Source organism: Streptomyces sp. NPDC029526 (assembly GCF_040637405.1).
Taxonomy (GTDB): Bacteria; Actinomycetota; Actinomycetes; order Streptomycetales; family Streptomycetaceae; genus Streptomyces.
The window spans coordinates 420876-441859 of the sequence record NZ_JBEZWE010000003.1 but is presented as its reverse complement, the minus strand read 5'-3'; the positions used below and the strand labels follow the sequence as shown (position 1 = coordinate 441859).

Annotated in this window: 13 protein-coding genes and 1 pseudogene; 6 read left to right on the top strand and 8 right to left on the bottom strand. The window is 73.7% G+C overall.

Features of this window, described 5'->3' with window-relative positions:
• Positions 1-465: 465 nt before the first annotated feature.
• Positions 466-915 carry a PTS glucose transporter subunit IIA gene (locus AB0F01_RS12845; protein WP_362093528.1) on the top strand — a complete coding sequence of 150 codons (450 nt, stop codon included), beginning with the start codon at positions 466-468 and terminating at the stop codon, positions 913-915.
• 92 nt (positions 916-1007) lie between these two features.
• Positions 1008-2678, top strand: a complete 1671-nt coding sequence (gene ptsP / locus AB0F01_RS12840) for a phosphoenolpyruvate--protein phosphotransferase (protein ID WP_362093525.1) — start codon at positions 1008-1010, stop codon at positions 2676-2678.
• 134 nt (positions 2679-2812) lie between these two features.
• On the opposite strand, the gene AB0F01_RS12835 is transcribed toward ptsP, so the two are convergent.
• Positions 2813-3718: a hypothetical protein gene (locus tag AB0F01_RS12835; RefSeq protein ID WP_362093522.1), complete on the bottom strand. Its 906-nt coding sequence runs from the start codon at positions 3716-3718 to the stop codon at positions 2813-2815.
• Between the two features lie 232 nt (positions 3719-3950).
• Here AB0F01_RS12835 and AB0F01_RS12830 point away from each other — a divergent pair, with 232 nt between their 5' ends.
• Positions 3951-4421 carry a hypothetical protein gene (locus AB0F01_RS12830; RefSeq protein ID WP_362093520.1) on the top strand — a complete coding sequence of 157 codons (471 nt, stop codon included), beginning with the start codon at positions 3951-3953 and terminating at the stop codon, positions 4419-4421.
• Between the two features lie 40 nt (positions 4422-4461).
• Here the strand turns inward: AB0F01_RS12830 and AB0F01_RS12825 are convergent, their stop codons facing one another.
• Positions 4462-6429, bottom strand: a complete 1968-nt coding sequence (locus AB0F01_RS12825) for an acetoacetate--CoA ligase (RefSeq protein WP_362093517.1) — start codon at positions 6427-6429, stop codon at positions 4462-4464.
• 209 nt (positions 6430-6638) lie between these two features.
• Here AB0F01_RS12825 and AB0F01_RS12820 point away from each other — a divergent pair, with 209 nt between their 5' ends.
• A complete protein-coding gene (locus tag AB0F01_RS12820) occupies positions 6639-9017 on the top strand; it encodes a glycoside hydrolase family 31 protein (RefSeq protein ID WP_362093515.1) in 2379 nt (792 codons plus the stop codon).
• Between the two features lie 55 nt (positions 9018-9072).
• On the opposite strand, the gene AB0F01_RS12815 is transcribed toward AB0F01_RS12820, so the two are convergent.
• Positions 9073-9630: an NUDIX domain-containing protein gene (locus AB0F01_RS12815; protein ID WP_362093513.1), complete on the bottom strand. Its 558-nt coding sequence runs from the start codon at positions 9628-9630 to the stop codon at positions 9073-9075.
• Between the two features lie 401 nt (positions 9631-10031).
• Between AB0F01_RS12815 and AB0F01_RS12810 the strand changes: the two genes are divergently transcribed.
• Both AB0F01_RS12810 and glpK read left to right on the top strand, forming a co-directional pair.
• Positions 10032-10757 (top strand): MIP/aquaporin family protein, encoded by a 726-nt coding sequence (locus AB0F01_RS12810; protein ID WP_362093511.1) that lies wholly within the window; start codon positions 10032-10034, stop codon positions 10755-10757.
• Positions 10758-10779: 22 nt separating this feature from the next.
• Entirely contained in the window at positions 10780-12291 is a 1512-nt protein-coding gene (gene glpK, locus AB0F01_RS12805) for a glycerol kinase GlpK (RefSeq protein WP_362093508.1), read from the top strand.
• Between the two features lie 145 nt (positions 12292-12436).
• Here glpK and AB0F01_RS12800 read toward each other — a convergent pair whose 3' ends face one another.
• From AB0F01_RS12800 to AB0F01_RS12780, 5 genes and pseudogenes are all read right to left on the bottom strand, one after another.
• On the bottom strand, positions 12437-13042 hold the full coding sequence (locus AB0F01_RS12800) for an ATP/GTP-binding protein (protein WP_362093595.1): 606 nt from the start codon (positions 13040-13042) through the stop codon (positions 12437-12439).
• Positions 13026-16740, bottom strand: a pseudogene (locus AB0F01_RS12795) (hydantoinase B/oxoprolinase family protein); the annotation flags it as partial. The pseudogene AB0F01_RS12795 and the gene AB0F01_RS12800, both read right to left, overlap by 17 nt.
• 24 nt (positions 16741-16764) lie before the next feature.
• Positions 16765-17160, bottom strand: a complete 396-nt coding sequence (locus tag AB0F01_RS12790) for a DUF742 domain-containing protein (RefSeq protein WP_362093505.1) — start codon at positions 17158-17160, stop codon at positions 16765-16767.
• A 9-nt stretch (positions 17161-17169) separates the two neighbouring features.
• Entirely contained in the window at positions 17170-17604 is a 435-nt protein-coding gene (locus AB0F01_RS12785) for a roadblock/LC7 domain-containing protein (protein ID WP_362093502.1), read from the bottom strand.
• Complete coding sequence (locus AB0F01_RS12780; RefSeq protein WP_362093501.1) at positions 17601-20975, bottom strand: nitrate- and nitrite sensing domain-containing protein; 3375 nt, start codon at positions 20973-20975, stop codon at positions 17601-17603. The genes AB0F01_RS12785 and AB0F01_RS12780 overlap by 4 nt, the downstream gene beginning before the upstream one ends.
• Positions 20976-20984: the final 9 nt, after the last annotated feature.

Below are 20984 nucleotides of genomic sequence, written 5' to 3'. Positions count from 1 at the left end.
AACCTCGCCCCAGCAGATGCTGGAGACGGGGTATCAACATATCTGGCGTTGACTTTTGGCACGCTGTTGAGTTCTCAAGGAACGGACGCTTCCTTAGTACTCACCCTCTCGGGCTTTCCTCCGGGCGCTTCCCTTCGGTCTTGCGTTTCCGACTCTATCAGTGTTTTTCCGGCCCTTTGACCATCACCCGCAGGCATGCAGACGACGACCCCAGGAGTAGGATCTGATGAGTTGGTTTCCCCGCCGGGCAGGACACGTGATCGCGTCACTCATTCCCAAGCAGGAGTGACGACTGTACACGGGGTCGCGGACCGCGTGCAAATCCATTAGGGTGCGTGGTCTAGACCTCTGGTTCGGATCTTCCGCCCGAACCGGTACGTCCCATGACATACGCTGCTGGACAGTGCGCGGTCCGGAACAGGTTGTGACCGCCACCCCTATAGATCTCCACCTGGGAGGCTTCCCATGACCACCGTGACCGCCCCGCTCGAAGGACGGGCCATCGGACTGGCAGCCGTGCCCGATCCCGTCTTCTCCGGGGCCATGGTCGGCCCGGGTACCGCGATCGACCCCGTGAGGGAGCCCTCCACGGCCGTCTCCCCCGTCGACGGCGTGATCGTCTCGCTGCACCCGCACGCCTTCGTCGTCGTCGACGGCAGCGGACACGGCGTCCTCACCCACCTCGGCATCGACACGGTCCAGCTCAACGGCGAGGGCTTCGAACTCCTGGTCAACAAGGGCGACACGGTCACCCGCGGCCAGAGCATCGTGCGGTGGGACCCCGCCGCCGTCGAGGCCGCGGGCAAGTCCCCGGTGTGCCCGGTCGTGGCGCTGGAGGCCACTGCGGACGCGCTCTCCGAGCTGCGGGAGAGCGACGACGTCAAGGCCGGCGACACCCTCTTCCTCTGGAAGTGACCACTGTGCCGGTGCCGTCGCTCCAGGCGTGACCGGCTAGAAGGACAAGCAACGCGGCGGCGGGGCGCGCCGCACTATCGGAGACGGGTGAGATGGAGACAACGCTGCAGGGTGTGGGCGTCAGCCACGGTGTGGCGATCGGCGAGGTGCGGCACATGGGCACGGCCGTGCTCGAACCGCCGGCCAGGCAGATCGCCCCGGACGAGGCCGAGCGCGAGCAGGGGCGGGCCCGCAAGGCCGTGGAGGCGGTGGCCGCCGACCTGACGGCGCGCGGCAACCTGGCGGGCGGCGAAGCCCAGGCCGTGCTCGAGGCGCAGGCCATGATGGCGCAGGACCCGGAGCTGATGACGGACGTGGAGCGGCGCATCACGTCCGGGAGCACGGCGGAGCGGGCGGTGTACGACGCGTTCGCGGCGTACCGCGAGCTGCTGGCCGGTGCCGGGGAGTACATGGCGGGCCGGGTCGCCGACCTCGACGACGTGCGCAACCGCATCGTGGCCCGGTTGCTGGGCGTGCCGATGCCGGGCGTTCCCGACAGCGACGAGCCCTACGTCCTCGTGGCCCGTGACCTGGCGCCGGCGGACACGGCGTTGCTGGATCCGACGCTGGTGCTCGGCTTCGTCACCGAGGAGGGCGGGCCCACCAGCCACAGTGCCATCCTGGCCCGGGCGCTCGGTGTGCCGGCCGTGGTCGCGCTGCCGGGCGCGGGCGAGCTCGCCGAGGGCACGGTGATCGCCGTGGACGGCAGCTCCGGTGAGATCTTCGTGAGTCCGAGCGAGGAGAAGAAGGCGCAGCTGGAGGCGGCGGCCGCGGAACGCAGGGCGGCGCTGGCCTCGGCGACGGGGCCCGGTGCGACCGCGGACGGGCACAAGGTGCCGCTGCTGGCCAACATCGGCGGCCCGGCCGACGTGGAGGCCGCGGTGGGGGCGGGGGCCGAGGGCGTCGGTCTGTTCCGTACCGAGTTCCTGTTCCTGGACGACAGCAAGAACGCTCCGTCGAAGGAGAAGCAGGTCGCGGCCTACCGGCAGGTGCTGCAGGCGTTTCCCGACGGCCGGGTCGTCGTGCGGGTGCTGGACGCGGGTGCGGACAAGCCGCTGGACTTCCTGACGCCGGCGGACGAGCCGAACCCCGCTCTGGGTGTGCGCGGTCTGCGGTCGCTGCTCGACCACCCGGAGGTGCTGCGGACGCAGCTGTCCGCGCTGGCCGAGGCGGCCGAGGGACTGTCGGTCTACCTGGAGGTCATGGCTCCGATGGTGGCCGACCGCGCCGACGCCCGGGCGTTCGCCGAGGCATGCCGGGAGGCCGGCCTGCGGGCGAAGGTCGGTGCGATGGTCGAGATCCCGTCGGCGGCCCTGCGGGCCCGTTCGGTTCTGCAGGAGGTGGAGTTCCTGTCGCTGGGCACGAACGACCTCGCGCAGTACACGTTCGCCGCCGACCGGCAGGTGGGAGCCGTCTCCCGGCTGCAGGACCCGTGGCAGCCGGCGCTGCTCGACCTGGTGGCGCTGTCCGCGGAGGCGGCGCGGGCCGAGGGCAAGAGTTGCGGTGTCTGCGGGGAGGCGGCGTCGGATCCGCTGCTGGCCTGTGTGCTGACCGGTCTGGGAGTCACCTCTCTCTCGATGGGGGCGGCGTCCATTCCGTATGTGCGGGCGACGCTGGCGCAGTACACGCTGGCGCAGTGTGAGCGGGCCGCGTCCGCGGCGCGGGCCGCGGACAGCGCCGAGGAGGCGCGGGACGCGGCGCGGTCGGTGCTGTCGGGCGAGTAGTCCGACAGAAGCGGGCGGACGACCGGGACATCGTGGGCCGCGGGTGCGGTCCGGGGCAGGGGCACCTCCGTGTGGGGGTGCCCCTTCGCCGTCCGTGGGTGTCGCTCCGCTGCTTGTGCGCCGGTGTCGATGGGTCAGTGCCCGTGGAGCGGCGGTTCCGTGTCGCCGAGGTCGGGTGGGGCGCAGTAGTCGACGTTGGACTCGGGCGGGATGGGTTCTCCGGAGGTCACGTCGGTGCAGTAGGCGTCGAAGACCTCGCCGGCGGTGAGCGGGGTGAGGCCGTAGCCGCGCAGCCGCCAGCCGTGGACGCGGTCGGGGGTGCCGGGGGCGGTGATCCGGACGACGAGTCCGCCGGTGCTGTGGGTGGCGAGGCCGACGGCCAGGACGGCGGTGAACTCGAGCGCTTCGGCCTCGTCCAGGTCCGGGCGGCCGGTGGTGCCGTCGGCGGGGGCGGTGGAGTCGGCGTGGAGGACGGCGACGAGTGTCTCGTCGGGTCCGGCGACGCTGCACACCAGGTGCCGGTGGCCGGGTGGGGCGGTGTCCAGGATGCGGGTGAGGAGCCGGGAGGCGCGGGCGAAGGCCGCACGCCCGAGGTCTTCGCCGCAGGTGGCGCAGGCGCCGAGGCGGGCGAGGAGGGCTGCCGCGTAGTCCCAGGTGGCCCGGCGGACGGCTTCGTCGACGAGGGCGGGCACGAGGTGGGTCAGGGGCTCGCCGTCGTAGGGGACGGTCGGGCCGGTGGCGGCGAGTTCGGCGGTGAACCGGGTGCGGCTGGCGGGACTGTCGGGGTCGAGACCGCCGCGGGTGCAGTAGTCGGCGAACTCCTCGGGGTCGAAGAGGGCCAGGGTGGTGAAGCCGCCCTGCAGGGCGCGGGTCCTGAGGAGGGTTTCCACGTGGTGCAGGTAGGTGGTGTGGTCCTCGAAGGCGAAGGTCCGGTAGCGCCGCATGGTGCGGAAGTCGTGTTCGTCGGCGAGGAGGCCGATGGTGCCCGCGATCTCGCGGCGCAGGACGCGTCGCAGGGTGCGGTGGTCGGTGACGGTCATGTGTCCCCCGTGCATGGTCGGTCGATCAATGCTCACTCACCGTAATCGGCGGCACTGACATCGGGGGCCGGGAGAGCCGGTCGCGCACCAGCCGGTGCTGACCGGGCAGGTCACGGCGATGAGCGTGCCGAAGGCCGCCCGTCCGGGGGGTCCGGCGCCGGGGTGCGGTGACCGCGAGGGGGCCGATGCCGCGCCGGCCGCCGCCGGGCCGCGGTGGGTGCACGTGCGGACGGTGAGCACGTTCCTGGGACCGGACCTGCGCCGGGCCGCGGCCGCCTGCGACCCCCTGACCCGGGCCAGGCACGACGGCCGGATGCTGCTGACGTCGGGCCGGGTCAGCCATCTGCCGCAGGAGGTCCTGCACGGCATGCTGACCGACGACGGCACGCGCGCCCTGGTGGCACGCGCCGGGGAGACCTGCACCGTGCGCCGCGCCGCGCTGCTCCGGGAGCTGGGCGCCCGGGACGTGCGGGCGTACAGGGCGAGCGGGATGAACGTGTGGGTGCCGGTGCGGGACGAGTCCGCGGTGGTGAACGGTCTGCGGTCGTACGGCTGGTGGGTGGCGGCCGGGGCCCGGTTCCGGCCGGCGTCGGACGCGGGCGTGCGGATCGGCACGGCCGGGCCGGAGCCGGGCGGCGCGGCACGCCTGGCCTCGGACTTCGCCGCTGTGCTCGGGGAGTCCGAGGCCACGTACGGGGGATGACGGGCGCCGCCCGGGTGCTCAGGCTCGCTTGCCCGGGTGCTCAGGCTCGCTTGCGGGCGAGGTCCTCGTAGAAGGCCAGGAGGCCGAGGTCGTCGACGGAGCCCGGGTTGACGGCCTTCTCCAGGGGGGTGCCCTGGAGGAGTCGTTTGACCGGGACCTCGATGCGCTTGCCGGTGAGGGTGTGCGGCACGCCGGGTACCTCGATGACCTCGTCGGGGACGTGACGGGGTGACAGTTCGCGGCGGATGGTCGTCCTGATGCGGTCCAGCAGGGCGTCGTCGAGCGTGGCCCCGGGGGCGAGGTGGACGAACAGCGGCATCCAGTAGCCGCCGTCGGGCTGTTCGATGCCGACGACGAGGGACTCCTTGATCTCCGGGAGCCGTTCGACGGCCTCGTAGATGTCGGCCGACCCCATGCGCACGCCCTGGCGGTTGAGCGTGGAGTCCGAGCGGCCGTGGATGATCACCGAGCCGCGGGAGGTGACGGTGATCCAGTCGCCGTGCCGCCATACGCCGGGGTACACGTCGAAGTAGCTGTCGTGGTACCGGCTGCCGTCCGGGTCGTTCCAGAAGTGGACGGGCATCGACGGCATGGGGTTGGTGACGACGAGTTCACCGACCTCGTCGGTAAGGGGCCGGCCGCTGGGGTCCCAGGACTGGAGGTCGGTGCCCAGGCAGGGGGCCTGGAGTTCACCGATGTGCACGGGCAGGGTCGGGACGGCTCCGGCGAAGCAGGAGCAGACGTCCGTGCCGCCGCTGACGGAGGCGATCCACAAGTCGTCGCGGACCTCGTCGTGCAGCCACCTGAAGCCGTCGGGCGGGAGCGGTGAGCCGGTGGTGGCGACGCACTGCACGGCGGACAGGTCGAAGTCGCGGGAGGGGTGCACGCCGGCCTTGCTGCAGGCCATCACGTAGGCGGCGGAGGTGCCGTACAGGGTGGCCCCGGTGCGTTCGGCGATCCGCCACTGGGCGGCGGTGTCCGGGAAGCCGGGGCTGCCGTCGTACAGGACGATCGTCGTGCCGGTGAGGAGGCCGGAGACGAGGAAGTTCCACATCATCCAGCCGGTCGAGGTGTACCAGAAGAACCGGTCGTCCGGTCCGAGGTCGCAGTGCAGGCCGAGCTGCTTGAGGTGCTCCAGCAGGATGCCGCCCTGGGACTGGACGATGGCCTTGGGCAGGCCGGTGGTGCCGGAGGAGTAGAGCACCCACAACGGGTGGTCGAAGGGCACGGGGTCGAAGACGGGTGCGGTGTCCGCGGAGGTCAGCGCAGTCCACTCCAGCGCGCCGTCCGGGGCGTCGGTGCCGAGCAGCGGGATGTGCACGACGGCGCGCAGGGTGGGCAGGTCGCGGCGCAGTTCGGCGACGACGTCCCGGCGGTCGTGCTCCTTGCCGCCGTAGCGGTAGCCGTCGACGGTGAACAGGACGACCGGCTCGACCTGCTGGAAGCGGTCGAGGACGCTGCGGGCGCCGAAGTCGGGCGCGCAGGAGGTCCACACGCCGCCGACGGCGGCCGTGGCGAGGAGGGCGACGACGGCCTGCGGGATGTTGGGCAGGTAGCCGCTGACGCGGTCGCCCGGTCGTACGCCCAGGGCGCGCAGCTCGGCGGCGAGGGATCCGACCTGCCGGTTGAGCTCGGCCCAGGTGACGGGGCGTGGCTCGTGGGTCTCGTCGACGTGCAGCAGGGCGGGGGCGTCGGGGCGGTCCGCGGCGGCGCGCAGGGCGTGCTCGGCGTAGTTCAGTGTCGCCCCCGGGAACCACTGGGCGCCCGGCATGGAGCGGTCGGCGAGGACCCGGGCGGGAGGTGTCGGGAAGTGGACGTCGAACCACTGGGCGACGGCCGTCCAGAACGCCTCTAGCTCGTCCACGGACCAGCGGTGCAGGGCCGGGTAGCCGCCCTCGGCGGGAGCGCCGTGGTGCTGGGCGGCCCATGCCTGGAAACGGGTGATCCGCGCGCGGGCGATTCGTTCCGGATCGGGCTGCCAGAGGGGCAGGTCATTCGCGGTCGGCATTACGGCTCCCGGACTGTGCGCATGGTGTGCGTCCCGCGCGCACGGGCTGGGGTGTGCGCGTGACGCGGCTGACAGGGACGATGCCATGTGATCGACTTCCGCACCAGGGTGCCCCGCGCGATCCGTGCCGTGCGGGTGTGCTCCCATCGTGGGTGAACGGCAGTTGAACGGCACGGCTGCGGGGAGCGGCGAGTGGCAGGGTGAACAGTATGGACGGTCGTGACCTGGTGCGTTCGGTGAGGTCGGTCGGCTCGTCGGGGGCGGCTCAGGGGTTGCGTACCGTGCGGGCGGCGTGGCGGAGGCGGCGCGCGGACGCCGCGGGGCTGCCCGCGGGTGGTCGGGTACGGGCGCGGGTGCCGGGCCTCGTCCGGGAGGTGGAACCGGGTCCGGGCGGGGGCGTGGTGCGGTTCGCCCGGTCCGAGGTGCGGGTGATGGTGGCGGTGACCGGGGCGGTCTTCTGGGGCTGGGACGGGGCGGCTGCCGAACCGTCGTACGCGCTGGCCGGGGCGTGTCCGGAGCCGGATCCGCGGGCGGTGTTCGAACCGGACACGGACGGCGGCTGGCGGGTGGTGGCCGAGCGGGTGACCGTGTCCGTGTCCCGGGAGGGTGCCGTGGAGGTGCTCACCCCGGGCGGTGTGCTGCTGCGCCGGGAGCTTCCGCCCCGCTGGTGGGAGCCGGTCGGCGGTGGCCCGGGCCGCTGGGCGGTGCGTGCGGAGGTGCCGGCCGATGCCCGCTTCTTCGGGCTGGGCGGGCAGGCGTCGGGGCCCCGGCTGCGCTCCGGCCGGTACCGGCTGTGGAACACCGGCCCCCGGCACTGCCCGGGGGCCGGTGGGGTGTCTGCCGGGGCGCCCGCGCACGTGACGATGCCGGTGCAGGTGGTGGTGGCCGACGCGGGTACGCATCTGGTCTTCCACGACACCACCTGGGACGGCACGGTGACGCTGCGGGAGGGGGTGGAGGGCGACGGCTCGGGTCACGACCTGGCCGGGACGAGTGAGCTGCGGGTGGACGGGGGGCCGCTGCGCTGCTGGGTGATGGTGGGCGCGCCCGCGCGCGTGCTGCTGGCCTGGGCCTCGCTGACGGGTGCGCCCGCCGTGCCGCCCGCGTGGGCGTTCGGCCACCACCACGCGCTGGACGGGGCCGGTGACGAGGCGGAGGTCCGCCGGGTGGTGGCCGCGCACCGCGAGCGGGGGCTGCCGCTGGACGCCGTGCACCTCGGCTCGTCCCACCTGGACCGGCACCGCGTGTTCACCGTCGACCGGGACCGGTTCCCCGGTCTGCCGACCCTGGCGGAGGCGTTGCGGCAGGACGGGGTCCGGCTGGTGTCGGACGTCGCCCCCTCGGTGGGGGTGGGGCGTGGCGGTGAGGTCCATGCGGCGGGCACGGCCGCGGACGTGTTCGTGCGGGAGGCGTCGGGCGCGGTGGTGCGGGGCGTGGACGAGGCCGGGGACGCCGTCTACCCGGACCTCACCGACCCGCGGGTGCGCGCCTGGTGGGGCGGTCTGTACCGGGAAGGCCGGGCGCAGGGCTCGGCGGGCTTCTGGCACGAGGCGGACGCGCCGGCCTCCCTCGCGGCCTTCGGCGGGGCGGCGCTGCCGCGGTCGGCGCGCCACGCCCTGGACGGCGTCGGCGGGGACCATCGCGAGGCCCACAACGTGTACGCGTTGTGCATGGCCCGGGCGGCGTACGAGGGGCTGCGGCGGTCGGCGCCCGACGAGCGGCCGTGCGTCGTCTCGCGGTCCGGGTGGGCGGGGCAGCAGCGGTACGGCGGGGTCCGGCCGGGGGCGGTGCCGGCGGACTGGGCGGGGTTGCGGGCGTCGTTGGCGCTGGTGGTGGGGCTCGGTCTGTGCGGCGTCCCCTTCTCGGGTGCGGACGTCGGCGGGCCCGGTGCCGAGGTGTCCGGGGAACTGTACGTGCGGTGGCTGCAGTTGGGGGCGCACCTGCCGCTGCTGCGCACCCGTGGGGAGCCGCCGGCCGGGTGGGCGGACGGGGGCGGGCCCGGTGCCGACGTGGCGTCCGCCGTCCGGGCGGCGCTGCTCGAACGGAGGCGTCTGCTGCCGTACCTGACGACGCTGGCCCGGCTGGCCGGGCGGACGGGGGCGCCGCCGGTGCGGCCGGTGTGGTGGTCGGCGCCGGAGGACCGGGGGCTGCGCGACTGCGAGGACGCCTTCCTGCTCGGGGACGCCCTGCTGGTGGCACCGGTGCTGGAGCCCGGCGCGGTCCGCCGGGTCGTGCCGCTGCCGCGCGGGCGCTGGTACGACACGGTGACGGGGCGGGCGTACGAGGGTCCGGGCCGGGTGACGGCCGAGGCGCCGCCGGAGCGGATCCCGGTGTTCGCCCGTGCCGGGGCGGTGCTGCCGGTGCGCGGGGCGCACGGCGGGCTGGAACTGGAGGTGTGGGCACCCGCCCGGGGCCGCACGGGCGGCGGCACCGTGGTGCCGGACGCCGGTGACGGGTGGAAGGAGCCGGAGCCCGAGCGGTACTCGGTGCGGTGGGCGGGGCGCCGGCTCGTCGTCGAACGGGAGGGGGACCTGGGCGCTGCGGAGCCGCCCCACCCGGTACGGCTGCGGGGTGACGGGCCGCGCTGACGTGCCGGGTGGCGGGGGCGGGACGGTACGGCGCGGCCGGACCAGAGCGGCGGGTTCAGATGTAGCGGCCCTCGAACCAGGCGCGGGCGGCGACGGTGTGCAGGGGGAAGGCCAGTTCCTCGGCACGGCGCAGCAGGTGGCGGCCGTCGGTCTCGTCCGTGGCGGCGAAGGGCGGCAGGGTCTCGGCGGAGCGTTCCGGGAGGAGCCCGAACAGGAGCAGGTGTCCGTCGGGTGAGCTCATGGCGTCGGCGAGCCGCACGTCGCGGGCGGCGGCGTCGATGCCGGTCTCCTCGCGGAGTTCGCGCACGACGGCCTGCCGCCAGTCCTCGCGGTCGTCGAGGAAGCCGCCGGGCAGTGCGACTCCGCCGCGGGCGGGAGGGACGGTGCGGGTGATGACGACCAGGCCGGTGCCCTGGGTGTCGTACACGGGCTGGAGGGCGACCGCGACGGGCAGGGGGTTGCGGTAGGCCGTGGTGCCGCAGGCCGGGCAGGTGCGGGGCCAGCCGGAGACACCCTCCCCGTAGGGCGTGCCGCAGCTCGAACAGTGGGAGCCGGGCGCGGTGTCGGGGGCCGGTGGGTGAGTTCTGGACACGCGCGGACTGTATCCGATCATCGGACCGTCCGTTCGGCGCCGGGTGGGCCGGGCGGCGAGGTGTCGGACGGGCCGCACCGTTGTGCCGGGCGATTCGGGCCGCTCGGTGGCGTTCGGGCCGCGCCGCCTCGGCGGGGGCGGCAACCGGTGCGGTCGGCGACCTTGACGGCCCCCGGGTGCCGGTGAACACTTCCGGTGTCGGTCGGCACCGCCACTCATCCCGGCGCTTTCCTGCACGTCGCGGCGGGGCCCGCATGCCGGGGCCCGCTCCCCCGCGGGCGGTGTGACGGCCACGGCACGCTCGTCACGGACGCCGGACGGGGCACGGGACGTCCCCGTCCCCGGCCGAAGTCGCCATGGGAAACGCATCCTGCACGTGAGGTCCGGGACGAGGCGCTTCCGGGCCGGGCCGAGGAGCCGCCATGAGCAATGGAGACGTATTCGTCGGGGAGATCATCGGAACCGCGATCCTCATCCTGTTCGGCGCCGGGGTCGTCGCGGCGGTCGTCCTGAACCACTCGAAGGCGAAGGACGCCGGCTGGGTCGTCATCGCGCTGGGCTGGGGCTTCGGTGTGATGGCGGGGGCCTACACCGCGGCGCCGCTGTCCGGCGGTCACCTCAACCCGGCGGTCACCCTGGGCATCGCCATCGACACCGGCGCGTGGGACCAGGTGCACGTGTACGTGGCGGGGCAGTTGGTGGGCGCGATGCTGGGCGCGGTGCTGTGCTGGCTGGTCTACTACGCGCAGTTCCGGGCCAACGCGGACGAGGACCTGGCCCAGCCGACGCTCGGCATCTTCTCCACGACGCCGGCGATCCGCCATCCGCTCGCCAACCTCGTGACCGAGATCATCGCGACCGTAGGGCTGGTGCTGCCCATCCTGGCCTTCGGTCTGACCAAGGGGCTCGGCGAGTCCGGTACGTCGATCCTGATCGTCTCGTTCCTGGTGGTCGGCATCGGCCTCTCGCTCGGCGGTCCGACCGGGTACGCCATCAATCCGGCCCGCGACCTGGGGCCGCGCGTCGTGCACGCGCTGCTGCCGATCCCCAACAAGGGGACCTCGGACTGGGGTTACGCATGGGTTCCCGTCGTGGGGCCCCTGATCGGTGCGGCCCTGGCCGGGGTCGTCTTCAACGCAGCCTTCTGAACGAACCGACGAAGGGGACGTCATGACGGGCACGTTCGTCGCCGCGATCGATCAGGGCACCACCTCCAGTCGTTGCATCGTCTTCGACCAGCACGGCGCGATCGTCGCCGTCGACCAGCGGGAGCACCGCCAGATCTTCCCGAAGCCGGGCTGGGTGGAGCACGACGCCGCCGAGATCTGGTCCAAGGTGCGGGCGGTGGTGGCCGGGGCGCTCGCGAAGGCCGGTCTGCGGGCCGGTGACCTGAGCGCGCTGGGCATCACCAACCAGCGGGAGACGACGGTGCTGTGGGACCGCGCCACGGGCAAGCCGGTGCACAACGCGATCGTGTGGCAGGACACGCGGACGGCCGCGCTCTGTCACCGGCTGGGCGGCACCGACGGGCAGGACCGTTTCCGCGAGGCGACGGGACTGCCGCTGGCCAGCTACTTCTCCGGGCCCAAGGCGGCCTGGCTGCTGGACAACGTACCCGGGCTGAGGGCCCGGGCCGTCAACGGCGAGATCGCGTTCGGCACCATCGACTCCTGGCTGATCTGGAACCTCACGGGCGGCCCGGACGGCGGCCGGCACGTCACGGACGTGACCAACGCGAGCCGGACGATGCTGATGAACCTGCACACGCTCCAGTGGGACCCGTCGATCCTGGCGGCCATGGACGTGCCCGAGGCGGTCCTGCCGGAGATCCGCTCCTCGGCGGAGGTCTACGGCACCGCCGTGGGGCAACTGGCGGGCGTCCCGGTGGCGTCGGCCCTCGGAGACCAGCAGGCGGCGGTGTTCGGGCAGGCCTGCTACGAGGTGGGCACCGCGAAGAACACCTACGGCACCGGCAGTTTCCTGCTGCTGAACACGGGGGGCCGGCCGGTGCCGTCCAAGAGCGGGCTGCTGACCACGATGGGCTACAAGATCGGGGACGAGGCGCCCGTCTACTGCCTGGAGGGGTCGATCGCCATCACGGGGGCGCTGGTCCAGTGGTTGCGCGACCAGCTCGGCATCATCCGCAGCGCGGACGAGATCGAGCGGCTGGCAGCGAGCGTGGAGGACAACGGCGGCGCCTACATCGTGCCCGCGTTCTCGGGCCTGTTCGCGCCCTACTGGCGTGCCGACGCACGGGGCGTGGTGACCGGGCTGACCCGCTACGTCACCAAGGCGCATCTCGCGCGGGCGGTGCTGGAGGCGACGAGCTGGCAGACCCGGGAGGTGGTGGACGCCATGTACGAGGACTCCGGCGTCCGGATCAGCTCGCTGAAGGTCGACGGCGGCATGACGAGGAACGACCTGCTGATGCAGCATCAGGCCGACGTGCTCGACGTGCCGGTGATCCGGCCGAGGGTGTCCGAGACGACGTGTCTGGGCGCCGCGTACGCCGCCGGACTCGCCACGGGGGTGTGGAACGGCCTCGACGAGCTGACGTCGCACTGGCGGCAGGACGCCGCGTGGGAGCCGTCCATGGCGGCTTCGGAGCGGGACCGGGAGTACCGCAACTGGCGCAGGGCGGTGGAGCGGAGCTTCGGCTGGGTCGAGGAGGGGGACGACTGACCTGCGTCCCGGCGTGCGCGGGGGCCGGCGTGGTCCTGCCGCCGTGGCGCGACGGCAGCGCGGACCGGTCCGGGCGACGGACGCGTCGCCCGGACCACGGACCGGCCGGCCGGCCGACGGACGCCGCCTGGGCGTCAGGGAGGCGTCAGGTGGTGACCGCGGGGCGGTTGCGCGCCGCCTGCGTCATGGCGTGCCGGACCACCCCCACGAGGACCTCCTTGACCGACCCGCGGTCCCGTGCGTCGCACATCAGCAGGGGGACGTGGTCGTCGAGGTCGAGCGCCTGCCGGACGTCCTCGGCGGGGTAACGGTCCGCTCCCTCGAAGCAGTTGACGCCGACCACGAACGGGATGGCGCGGCGCTCGAAGTAGTCGATGGCGGCGAAGCAGTCCTCCAGCCGCCGGGTGTCGGCGAGGACGACGGCACCGAGGGCGCCCTCGGACAGTTCGTCCCACATGAACCAGAACCGTTCCTGGCCGGGGGTGCCGAACAGGTACAGCACGAGCCCCTCGCGCAGGGTGATGCGGCCGAAGTCCATGGCCACGGTGGTGGTGTTCTTCGCCTCGACCCCGCTGAGGTCGTCGACCGGACGGCCGGCCTCGGTGAGCAGTTCCTCGGTGCGCAGCGGCCGGATCTCGCTGACCGCGCCGACGAGCGTCGTCTTCCCGACGCCGAAACCGCCGGCCACGAGGATCTTGAGCGTGACGGGCTCGACCGGGGGCTTGCCGCGCTCGGTACGGCCGAAGATCATCGGTCTTCTCTCCTGCTCGACGGGGCGGTCGGTGGGCCGTAGCCTCCGCCGCCGGGGGTTTCGATGACGAGGACGTCCCCGGGCCGGACCTCGGCCGAGTCGCTCCCGGCGAGGCGGTGGACGCTGCCGTCCGCCCGTTCGATCCGGTTGGCTCCGAGCGCCCCGGGCCCACCGCCGGCCATGCCGTAGGGCGGGACCCGGCGGTGCTGGGACAGGGTGGAGACGGTCATGGGCTCCAGGAAGCGGAGGCGGCGCACCGCTCCGTCGCCGCCGCGCCACCGCCCGGCGCCGCCGCTGCCGGGGCGGACGGCGAACTCCTCGAGCCGGACTGGCAGCCGCCATTCGAGCACCTCGGGGTCGGTGAGCCGCGAGTTGGTCATGTGGGTCTGCACGACGGAGGCGCCGGGGAAGCCGTCGCCGGCGCCCGATCCGGAGGCAAGGGTCTCGTAGTACTGGTGACGGTCGTTGCCGAAGGTGACGTTGTTCATGGTGCCGGATCCCTCCGCCTGGACGCCGAGCGCGGCGTAGAGGGCCCCGGTGATGGCCTGGGAGGTCTCGACGTTGCCCGCGACGACGGCGGCGGGCGGCTCGGGCGCCAGCATGGAGCCGGGCGGCACGATGATCGTCAGGGGGCGCAGGCAGCCGTCGTTGAGGGGGATGTCGTCGGCGACGAGGGTGCGGAAGACGTACAGCACGGCCGCGTTGACGACGGCGAACGGGGCGTTGAAGTTGGTGGGCAGCTGCGCGGACGTCCCGGTGAAGTCGACGGTCGCGGAGCGCCGGGCGCGGTCCACTCTCACGCGCACCCGGATGACGGCGCCCGAGTCGGTCTCGTAGGCGTACGCGCCGTCGTCGAGGGTGTCGATGACGCGCCGGACCGCTTCCTCGGCGTTGTCCTGGACGTGCCGCATGTACGCCTGGACGACGTCGAGGCCGAAGACGCCGATCATGCGGCGGACCTCGTCGACGCCTTTCTGGTTGGCGGCGATCTGGGCCCGCAGGTCGGCGAGGTTGGTCGCCGGGTTGCGGGAGGGGTGGGGCGCCCCGGTCAGCAGGCGGAGGGTCTCCTCCTCGCGGAGGCGGCCGTCCTCGGCGAGCAGCCAGGTGTCGAAGAGGACGCCCTCCTCCTCGATGGTGCGGCTGTCGGCGGGCATGGAGCCGGGGGCGATCCCGCCGATCTCGGCGTGGTGGCCGCGGGAGGCGACGAGGAACAGCAACTCGGGTCCGTCGTCGGTGACGGCGTCGGCCGCGCTGCCGTGCGGGCGCTCGGTGCCGGTGCCGGTCCTGGTGCCGGTGCCGGTGCCGGTGCCGGTGTCGGTGCCGAAGACGGGGGTGATCACGGTGACGTCCGGCAGGTGGGTGCCGCCGTGGTACGGGTCGTTGACGGCGTAGGTGTCGCCGGGGCGCATCCGGGGCCCCCGGCGCCGGAGCACCTCCTTGACGCTGGTGCCCATGGAGCCCAGATGGACGGGGATGTGGGGCGCGTTGGCGACGAGGCCGCCGGCCGGGTCGAACAGGGCGCAGGAGAAGTCCAGGCGCTCCTTGATGTTGACGGACTGGGCGGTCGACTCCAGGCGGGCGCCCATCTGTTCGGCGATCGACATGAAGAGGTTGTTGAAGACCTCCAGCAGCACCGGGTCCACATCCGTGACCGCGTCGGAACTCTGCGTGACCGTCACCCGTTCCATGACCAGGTGCCCGGCATCCGTCGCGGCGGCGCGCCAGCCGTCGTCGACGACGGTGGTCGAGCCGGCCTCGGTGATGATCGCGGGTCCGGTGACGGTCCCGCCGGGAGGGAGTTCCTCCCGGCGGTGCAGGGGGACGTCGCGCCACGCGCCGCCGGTGTGGAGCGGGACGGTCCGCGGAGGCCCGGCGCGCCGCGCGCGGGGCGCGAGTGACGACAGATCGGGGGGTTCGGTGAGGCCGGTGGCTTCGACGGAGAGGGCTTCGACCACGAGGGGCCGGTCGAGGGTGAAGGAGTACGTGGCGCGATGACGTTCCTCGAAGGCGCGCCGCATCGCCTCGGGACGGGCCAGCTCGACGGTGAGGGCGGTGTCGGTGCCGTCGTAGCGCAGCTGGGCGCGGCGGGTGACCTCGATCCGGTCGTCGGGGATGTCCTCGGCCCGCAGTTCGGCGCGGGCGGCGGCCTCCAGGTCGTCGGCGGTCCGCTCGACGCCCGGCATCGAGGCCGGTTCCAGCGGTGCCTCGACGGACTGCTCGCGCATGGCCGTGGTGTCGGCGAGTCCGATCCCGAGGGCGGAGAGGACGCCGGCGGCGGGCGGTACGAGGACGGTGCGGATGCCGAGCGCGTCGGCCACCTTGCAGGCGTGCTGGCCGCCGGCACCCCCGAAGGTCGTCAGGGCGTAACGGGTGACGTCGTGGCCCTGCTGGACGGAGATCCGCTTGACGGCGGCCGCGATGTTGGCGACCGCGATCCGCAGATAGCCCTCGGCGACCTGTTCCGGTGTGCGGTCGTCGCCGGTCCGCTCCCGGATCTCGCGGGCGAGGGCGGTGAAGCGGTCCCGCACGAGTGCGGTGTCGAGCGGCTGGTCGCGGTCCGGGCCGAAGACGGCCGGGAAGTGCGCCGCCTGGATGCGGCCGAGCATGACGTTGGCGTCGGTGACGGCGAGCGGGCCGCCGCCCCGGTAGCAGGCCGGTCCGGGGTCGGCGCCCGCCGAGTCGGGGCCGACCCGGTAGCGGGAGCCGTCGAAGTGCAGGACGGAGCCGCCGCCGGCGGCGACGGTGTGGATGTCCAGCATGGGCGCGCGCAGCCGGACCCCCGCGATCAGCGTGGTGAAGACGCGTTCGTACGCGCCCGCGAAGTGCGAGACGTCGGTGGAGGTGCCGCCCATGTCGAAGCCGATGACCCGGTCGAAGCCGGCGAGCTGGGACATGCGCGCCATCCCGACGATGCCGCCGGCGGGACCGGAGAGGATGGCGTCCTTGCCGCGGAACTGCCCGGCCTCGGTGAGCCCGCCGTTGGACTGCATGAACATCAGGCGCGCCCCGCCGAGGGCGTCGGCGACGCGCCGGACGTGGCGGCGCAGCCCGGGCGAGAGGTAGGCGTCGACGACGGCGGTGTCTCCCCGGGGCACCAGTTTCATCAGCGGGCTGACCTCGCTGGAGAGCGAGATCTGCGGGAAGCCGATACGGGCGGCGAGGTCCCCGACGGCCCGTTCGTGGGCGGGGTGGAGGTGGCTGTGCAGGCAGACCACGGCCACGGCCCGGATGCCGTCGTCGTACGCCTGCCGCAGCGGCCCGGCCAGCGCGTCGAGGTCGGGGGGCCGCAGCACGGTGCCGTCGGCGGCGATCCGTTCGTCGACCTCGACGACCCGCTCGTGGAGCATCTCGGGCAGGTCGATGCGGCGGGCGAAGATGTGCGGACGGTTCTGGTAGGCGATGCGCAGGGCGTCGCGGAAGCCCCGGGTGATGACCAGCAGGGTGCGTTCGCCGGTGTGTTCGAGGAGGGCGTTGGTGGCGACGGTCGTGCCCATGCGGACCGCCTCGACCGGCTCCCGGGAGTCCCCGAGCAGCTGGCGGATGCCCGTGACCGCCGCGTCGGGGACCGCCGACGGACCGGCACCGGCGGCCGGGGTGTCCGAGAGCACCTTGTGGGTGAGGAGCCGGCCGTCGGGCCGGCGCGCGACGATGTCGGTGAACGTGCCGCCCCGGTCGACCCAGAACTGCCAGCCGGTCATGTCAGTACCCCGCTTCCGTGCGGCTCACAACGCCCGGAGGCCGTCGATCACGTCGCGGAGAATACTCTCGTCCGGCAGTTCGGCAGGCGGAACCGGACGGTTGACGTGGACGAACCCGGTGTCGACGAGATCGCCGACCAGCACCCGGACCACACCGACCGGCAGGTCCAGCCCGGCGGCGAGTTCGGCGACCGTCTGGGGCGTGTCCCGGCACAGTCCGACGATGTCCACGTGTTCCGGGGCGAGCGTCGGGTCGGTTTCCGGGTCGTCGGCGTGGCGCTCGGTCACGACCACCGCGATCAGGTCGAGGCGGTGCTGGGCCGTGCCCGTGGTCCGGCCGCGGGTCATGGCGTAGGGGCGGACCACCGGTCCGGCCTCGTCGTCGAACCAGTGGCTGCTTCCCTGCCCGTCGAAGCTCATGTCATCCCACTACCCACCGGAGGGCAGATCGGTGCGCGGAGCGGAGGCCAGATGCGCGCCGACCCGCTTGACCAGGAGCGTCATCTCGTAGGCGACCTGGCCGACGTCGGAGTCGGCGTCGGCGAGGACGGCCAGGCAGCTGCCGTCGCCGGCGGCCGTGACGAACAGGAACGCCTCGTCGAGTTCCACCACGGTCTGACGGACGCTGCCCGCCTCGAAGTGCCGGCCCACCCCCTTGGCGAGGCTGTGGAACCCGGAGGCGACGGCCGCCAGGTGCTCGCTGTCCTCCCGGGTCAGGTCCCGGGACGCCCCTGTGGCCAGGCCGTCGCCGGAGAGGACGAGGGCCTTGCGGATGCCGGCGACGCGTTCCACCAGGTCGTCGAGGAGCCAGTTCAGCTGCCCCTCGTCGGTCGCGTCGTGGCCGGTCGTGTGCGGTGCGGTCATCGACCGTCCCCCTCAGTCGTCGCGTCTGGTGCTGTGCCGCCGTGGTCCTGGCCGTCGGCGGCGTTCTCGGCACGGCCGCGCTGCCAGCCGCGCTGGAGCGATGCCATGCGGCTGCGGACGTCGTCCGCGTCCCGCTCGGCGAGCGGTGCTGTGTTCCCGGCGTTCCCGGTGTTCCCGGCGGACCGTTCCGCCTCGCGCTTGAGCTGCGGGGCGAGGCTGGCCTGCCGGACCCGACGGGGCAGCACTCCGCCGGGACTCCCGGTGTCTCGGGGCGAAGCCCTTCCGGGTTGGGCGCCGTCTCGGGGCGAAGCGGTTCCGGGTGCTGCGGTCTCCGAGGGTGTTCCGTGGCCTCCGGGGGACGCGGGGGCCTCGGGTGCTCGGGGGGTCCCGGATCCCGTCGGGTCCGCGGGGGCCTCGTCGCCCGGCTGCGGGCGGGTCTCCGGCGCGGCCCTGCGCGGGTTCCCCGGCCGGGCGCCGGTACCGCGGGTGCGCCGGGGAAGTCCGGGGGGTGTGCCGGCGCCGTCGTCGCGGCCCGGCGGTGTGCGGGGCGGGGTGTCGCCCTTCCGGGCGTCCCGTTCCCGGCCGGAGTCCCCGGTGGCGGCCCGGGGGGAGTCGCCCCGGCGCCGGGCGGGCAGGGGCGCCAGCGGGGACGGCTCGGCGTCGCCCGGCCCGGTGCCGCCCGGCCCGGTGTCGCTCGGTCCGGTGCCGCTCCGTGCCGTGTCACTCGGTCCGGTGCCGCTCCGACCAGTGCCGCTCCGTGCGGTGTCGCCCGGTCCGGGCCCGCTCGCCGCGGTCTCCCGCGGTCCTTCCGCGCGTGTCCCGATGGCGGGACGCGCGGTGCGGCGCCGGCTCGGCAGCGGGGTGGCGGGAGCGGGCTCCGGGCACGGCCGGCCGGAGGCGGGCCCGGCCGTGTCCCCGCGGCGTCGTTCCGCGAGAGAGGGGAGCCCGTCCCCCTCCGGGCGGGAGGACGGCACCGGGCCGCCGTCGCTCGCCCGGTCCCGGCGGGCGCGCTGGTCACCGACCGGCCGGCCGTGCGAACGCACCAACTTGGGGCTGGTCCGGCGCATCAGCGGGACGGGGGCGCTCACCCGGTGGTGGTCCTCGGTGTCCTCGGGGATCTCGATGTCCCCCGGGTGCTCCGGACGCGGCTCCTGCCGGCCTCCGGGGCGCTCGCCCCCGGTGCGGCCCGGGGAGCGGCGGGGGCGGAACAGCCCTCCGTGTTCCCCGTCCTCGTCGTCCAGTGCTCCGGGGAAGTCGTCGAGGGGGTCCAGCGTTCCGGCGGCCTCCGGCCCGACGGGCGCCTCCAGTTCGACGGGGCCGTCGAGCAGGCCGGCGGGAAGACCGGGAAGGGCCACGGGCCTCTGGGAAAGGGCGGCGCGACGGCTCCGTACGCCCTCGTCGTCCCGGGCGTCCCGGCCGTCCCGCGCGTCCTTGGGGCGCTGCGGGCGGTCGAGCCGGAAGCCGACGCCGTTGGTGTCGGGGACGTCGTCCGTGAGCAGCGCGTCCGGGATGAAGACGACGGCGGTGGTCCCGCCGTACGGGGAGGGCTGCAGGGAGACCCGGACGTTCTGCCGCTGGGCGAGGCGGCTGACCACGAACAGGCCGAGCCGGTCGGTGTCGGACAGTTCGAACTCGGGGGTCTCGGCGAGCCGGAGGTTGGCGTCCAGCAGGGCTTCGGCCGTCATCCCGAGGCCGCGGTCGTGGATCTCCAGCGTGAAGCCGTTGGCGACGCGTTCACCGAGGACCTGCACCGCGGTGTGTGGTGGGGAGAACACCGTGGCGTTCTCCATGAGTTCGGCCACGAGGTGGGTGAGGTCGGTGACGGCGGGACCGGTGACCGCGACGCGGGGCAGCCGGCGTACCTCGATGCGTTCGTAGTCCTCCACCTCGGCGACGGCGGCCCGCACGATGTCCATGAGCTGGACCGGCTTGCGCCACTGCCGGGAGGGTGCCGCACCGGAGAGGATCACCAGCCCCTCGGCGTGCCGGCGCATCCGGGTCGTGAGGTGGTCCAGGCGGAACAGGTCGGCCAGTTCGTCGGCGTCCTCGGTCCTGCGCTCCATGGTGTCCAGCAGGGTGAGCTGCTTGTGCAGCAGGACCTGGCTGCGCCGGGCGAGGTTGACGAAGACCTGTGAGACACCGGCGCGCAGTTCGGCCTGCTTCACGGCGGCCTCGACGGCGGCACGGTGAAGGGTGTTGAGCGCCTGGCCGACCTCGCCGATCTCGTTCCTGGCGTACTCCAGGCGCGGCACCTCGGTCTCGACGTCGATCTGTTCGCCCGCGGAGAGCCGGCGCATCACCCCGGGCAGCCGCACCCCGGACGCCTCGTGGGCCTCCAGCCGGAGCTGCCGCAGGTCACGGACGAGGCCGCGGCCGATGCGCACGGAGAGGAACAGGGACAGCAGCAGTGCGAGCAGGCCCAGCACACCGGCGACGACGGCCTGGGTGATCACGCCCATCGCGACGGGACGGACCCGGTCCTGGTAGCGGTCGGTGGCCTGGTCGTTGAGGGAGCCGAGCTCCTCCAGCACGGTGCCGGCCGCGGTGTCCCAGCTCTTGGCGGTGACCCCGCGGGGCGGGCCGGTGCCGGAGGCGACGGCGGCCTCCTCGCCGACGCGCAGTGGTGCGGACGAGGCGTTCTGCCAGAAGCTCTCGTACCGGTCGCGTTCCTCGGTCGGCAGCTGCGGCAGGCTCGCGTCGTACAGCAGCGTGCGCTGGGCGACGAGGTCGGAGACTGCCCGCACCTCGGTGCGGGAGAGCCGGCCCACGACGAGGGCGGAGCCGAGCAGGGCGTCCTCCCGGGAGAGCAGTTCGCGGGCCCGGGCCAGATTGACCAGGGCCCGGTACTGCTTGTCCAGACTCACGTCCTCGACGACGTGGAGGTTGGCGAGCAGGACGTAGCAGGGGTCGACGAGGCGGTTGTACAGATCGAGTGCCTGGGAACGGTCCACGGTGCCGTCCTCGACGCTGCGCCGCAGCGACTCGATGCCGTCGAAGGAGTCGAGGACCGCGCTCAGGTTCTCGGTGTCCTCCCCCATCGCCTCGCGCACCTCGGCTTTCGCCGCGTTGGCGCGCACATTGCTGACGGCCCGGTCGGTGGCCGCCCGGCTCCTGCGGAGGGCGGCGAGCCCGTCCGAGGCGCGGGGGTCGGCGAGGTGGACGAGCGTCTGGCGGCGCTCCTGTTGCAGGACGCGCACGGTGTCCTCGACGGGGTAGCCGACTTCCTCCATCACCGAGGAGACGTCGAAGAGGCGGCTCGCCTCCCGCCCCGTGAGCACGGTGGCGAAGGCCCAGATGGTGGTCAGGGACAACAGCGGCACGAGGAGCAGCGCCACGATCTTCCGGCGGATGGACTTCCCGCGAAAGCGCATGGCCTCCCC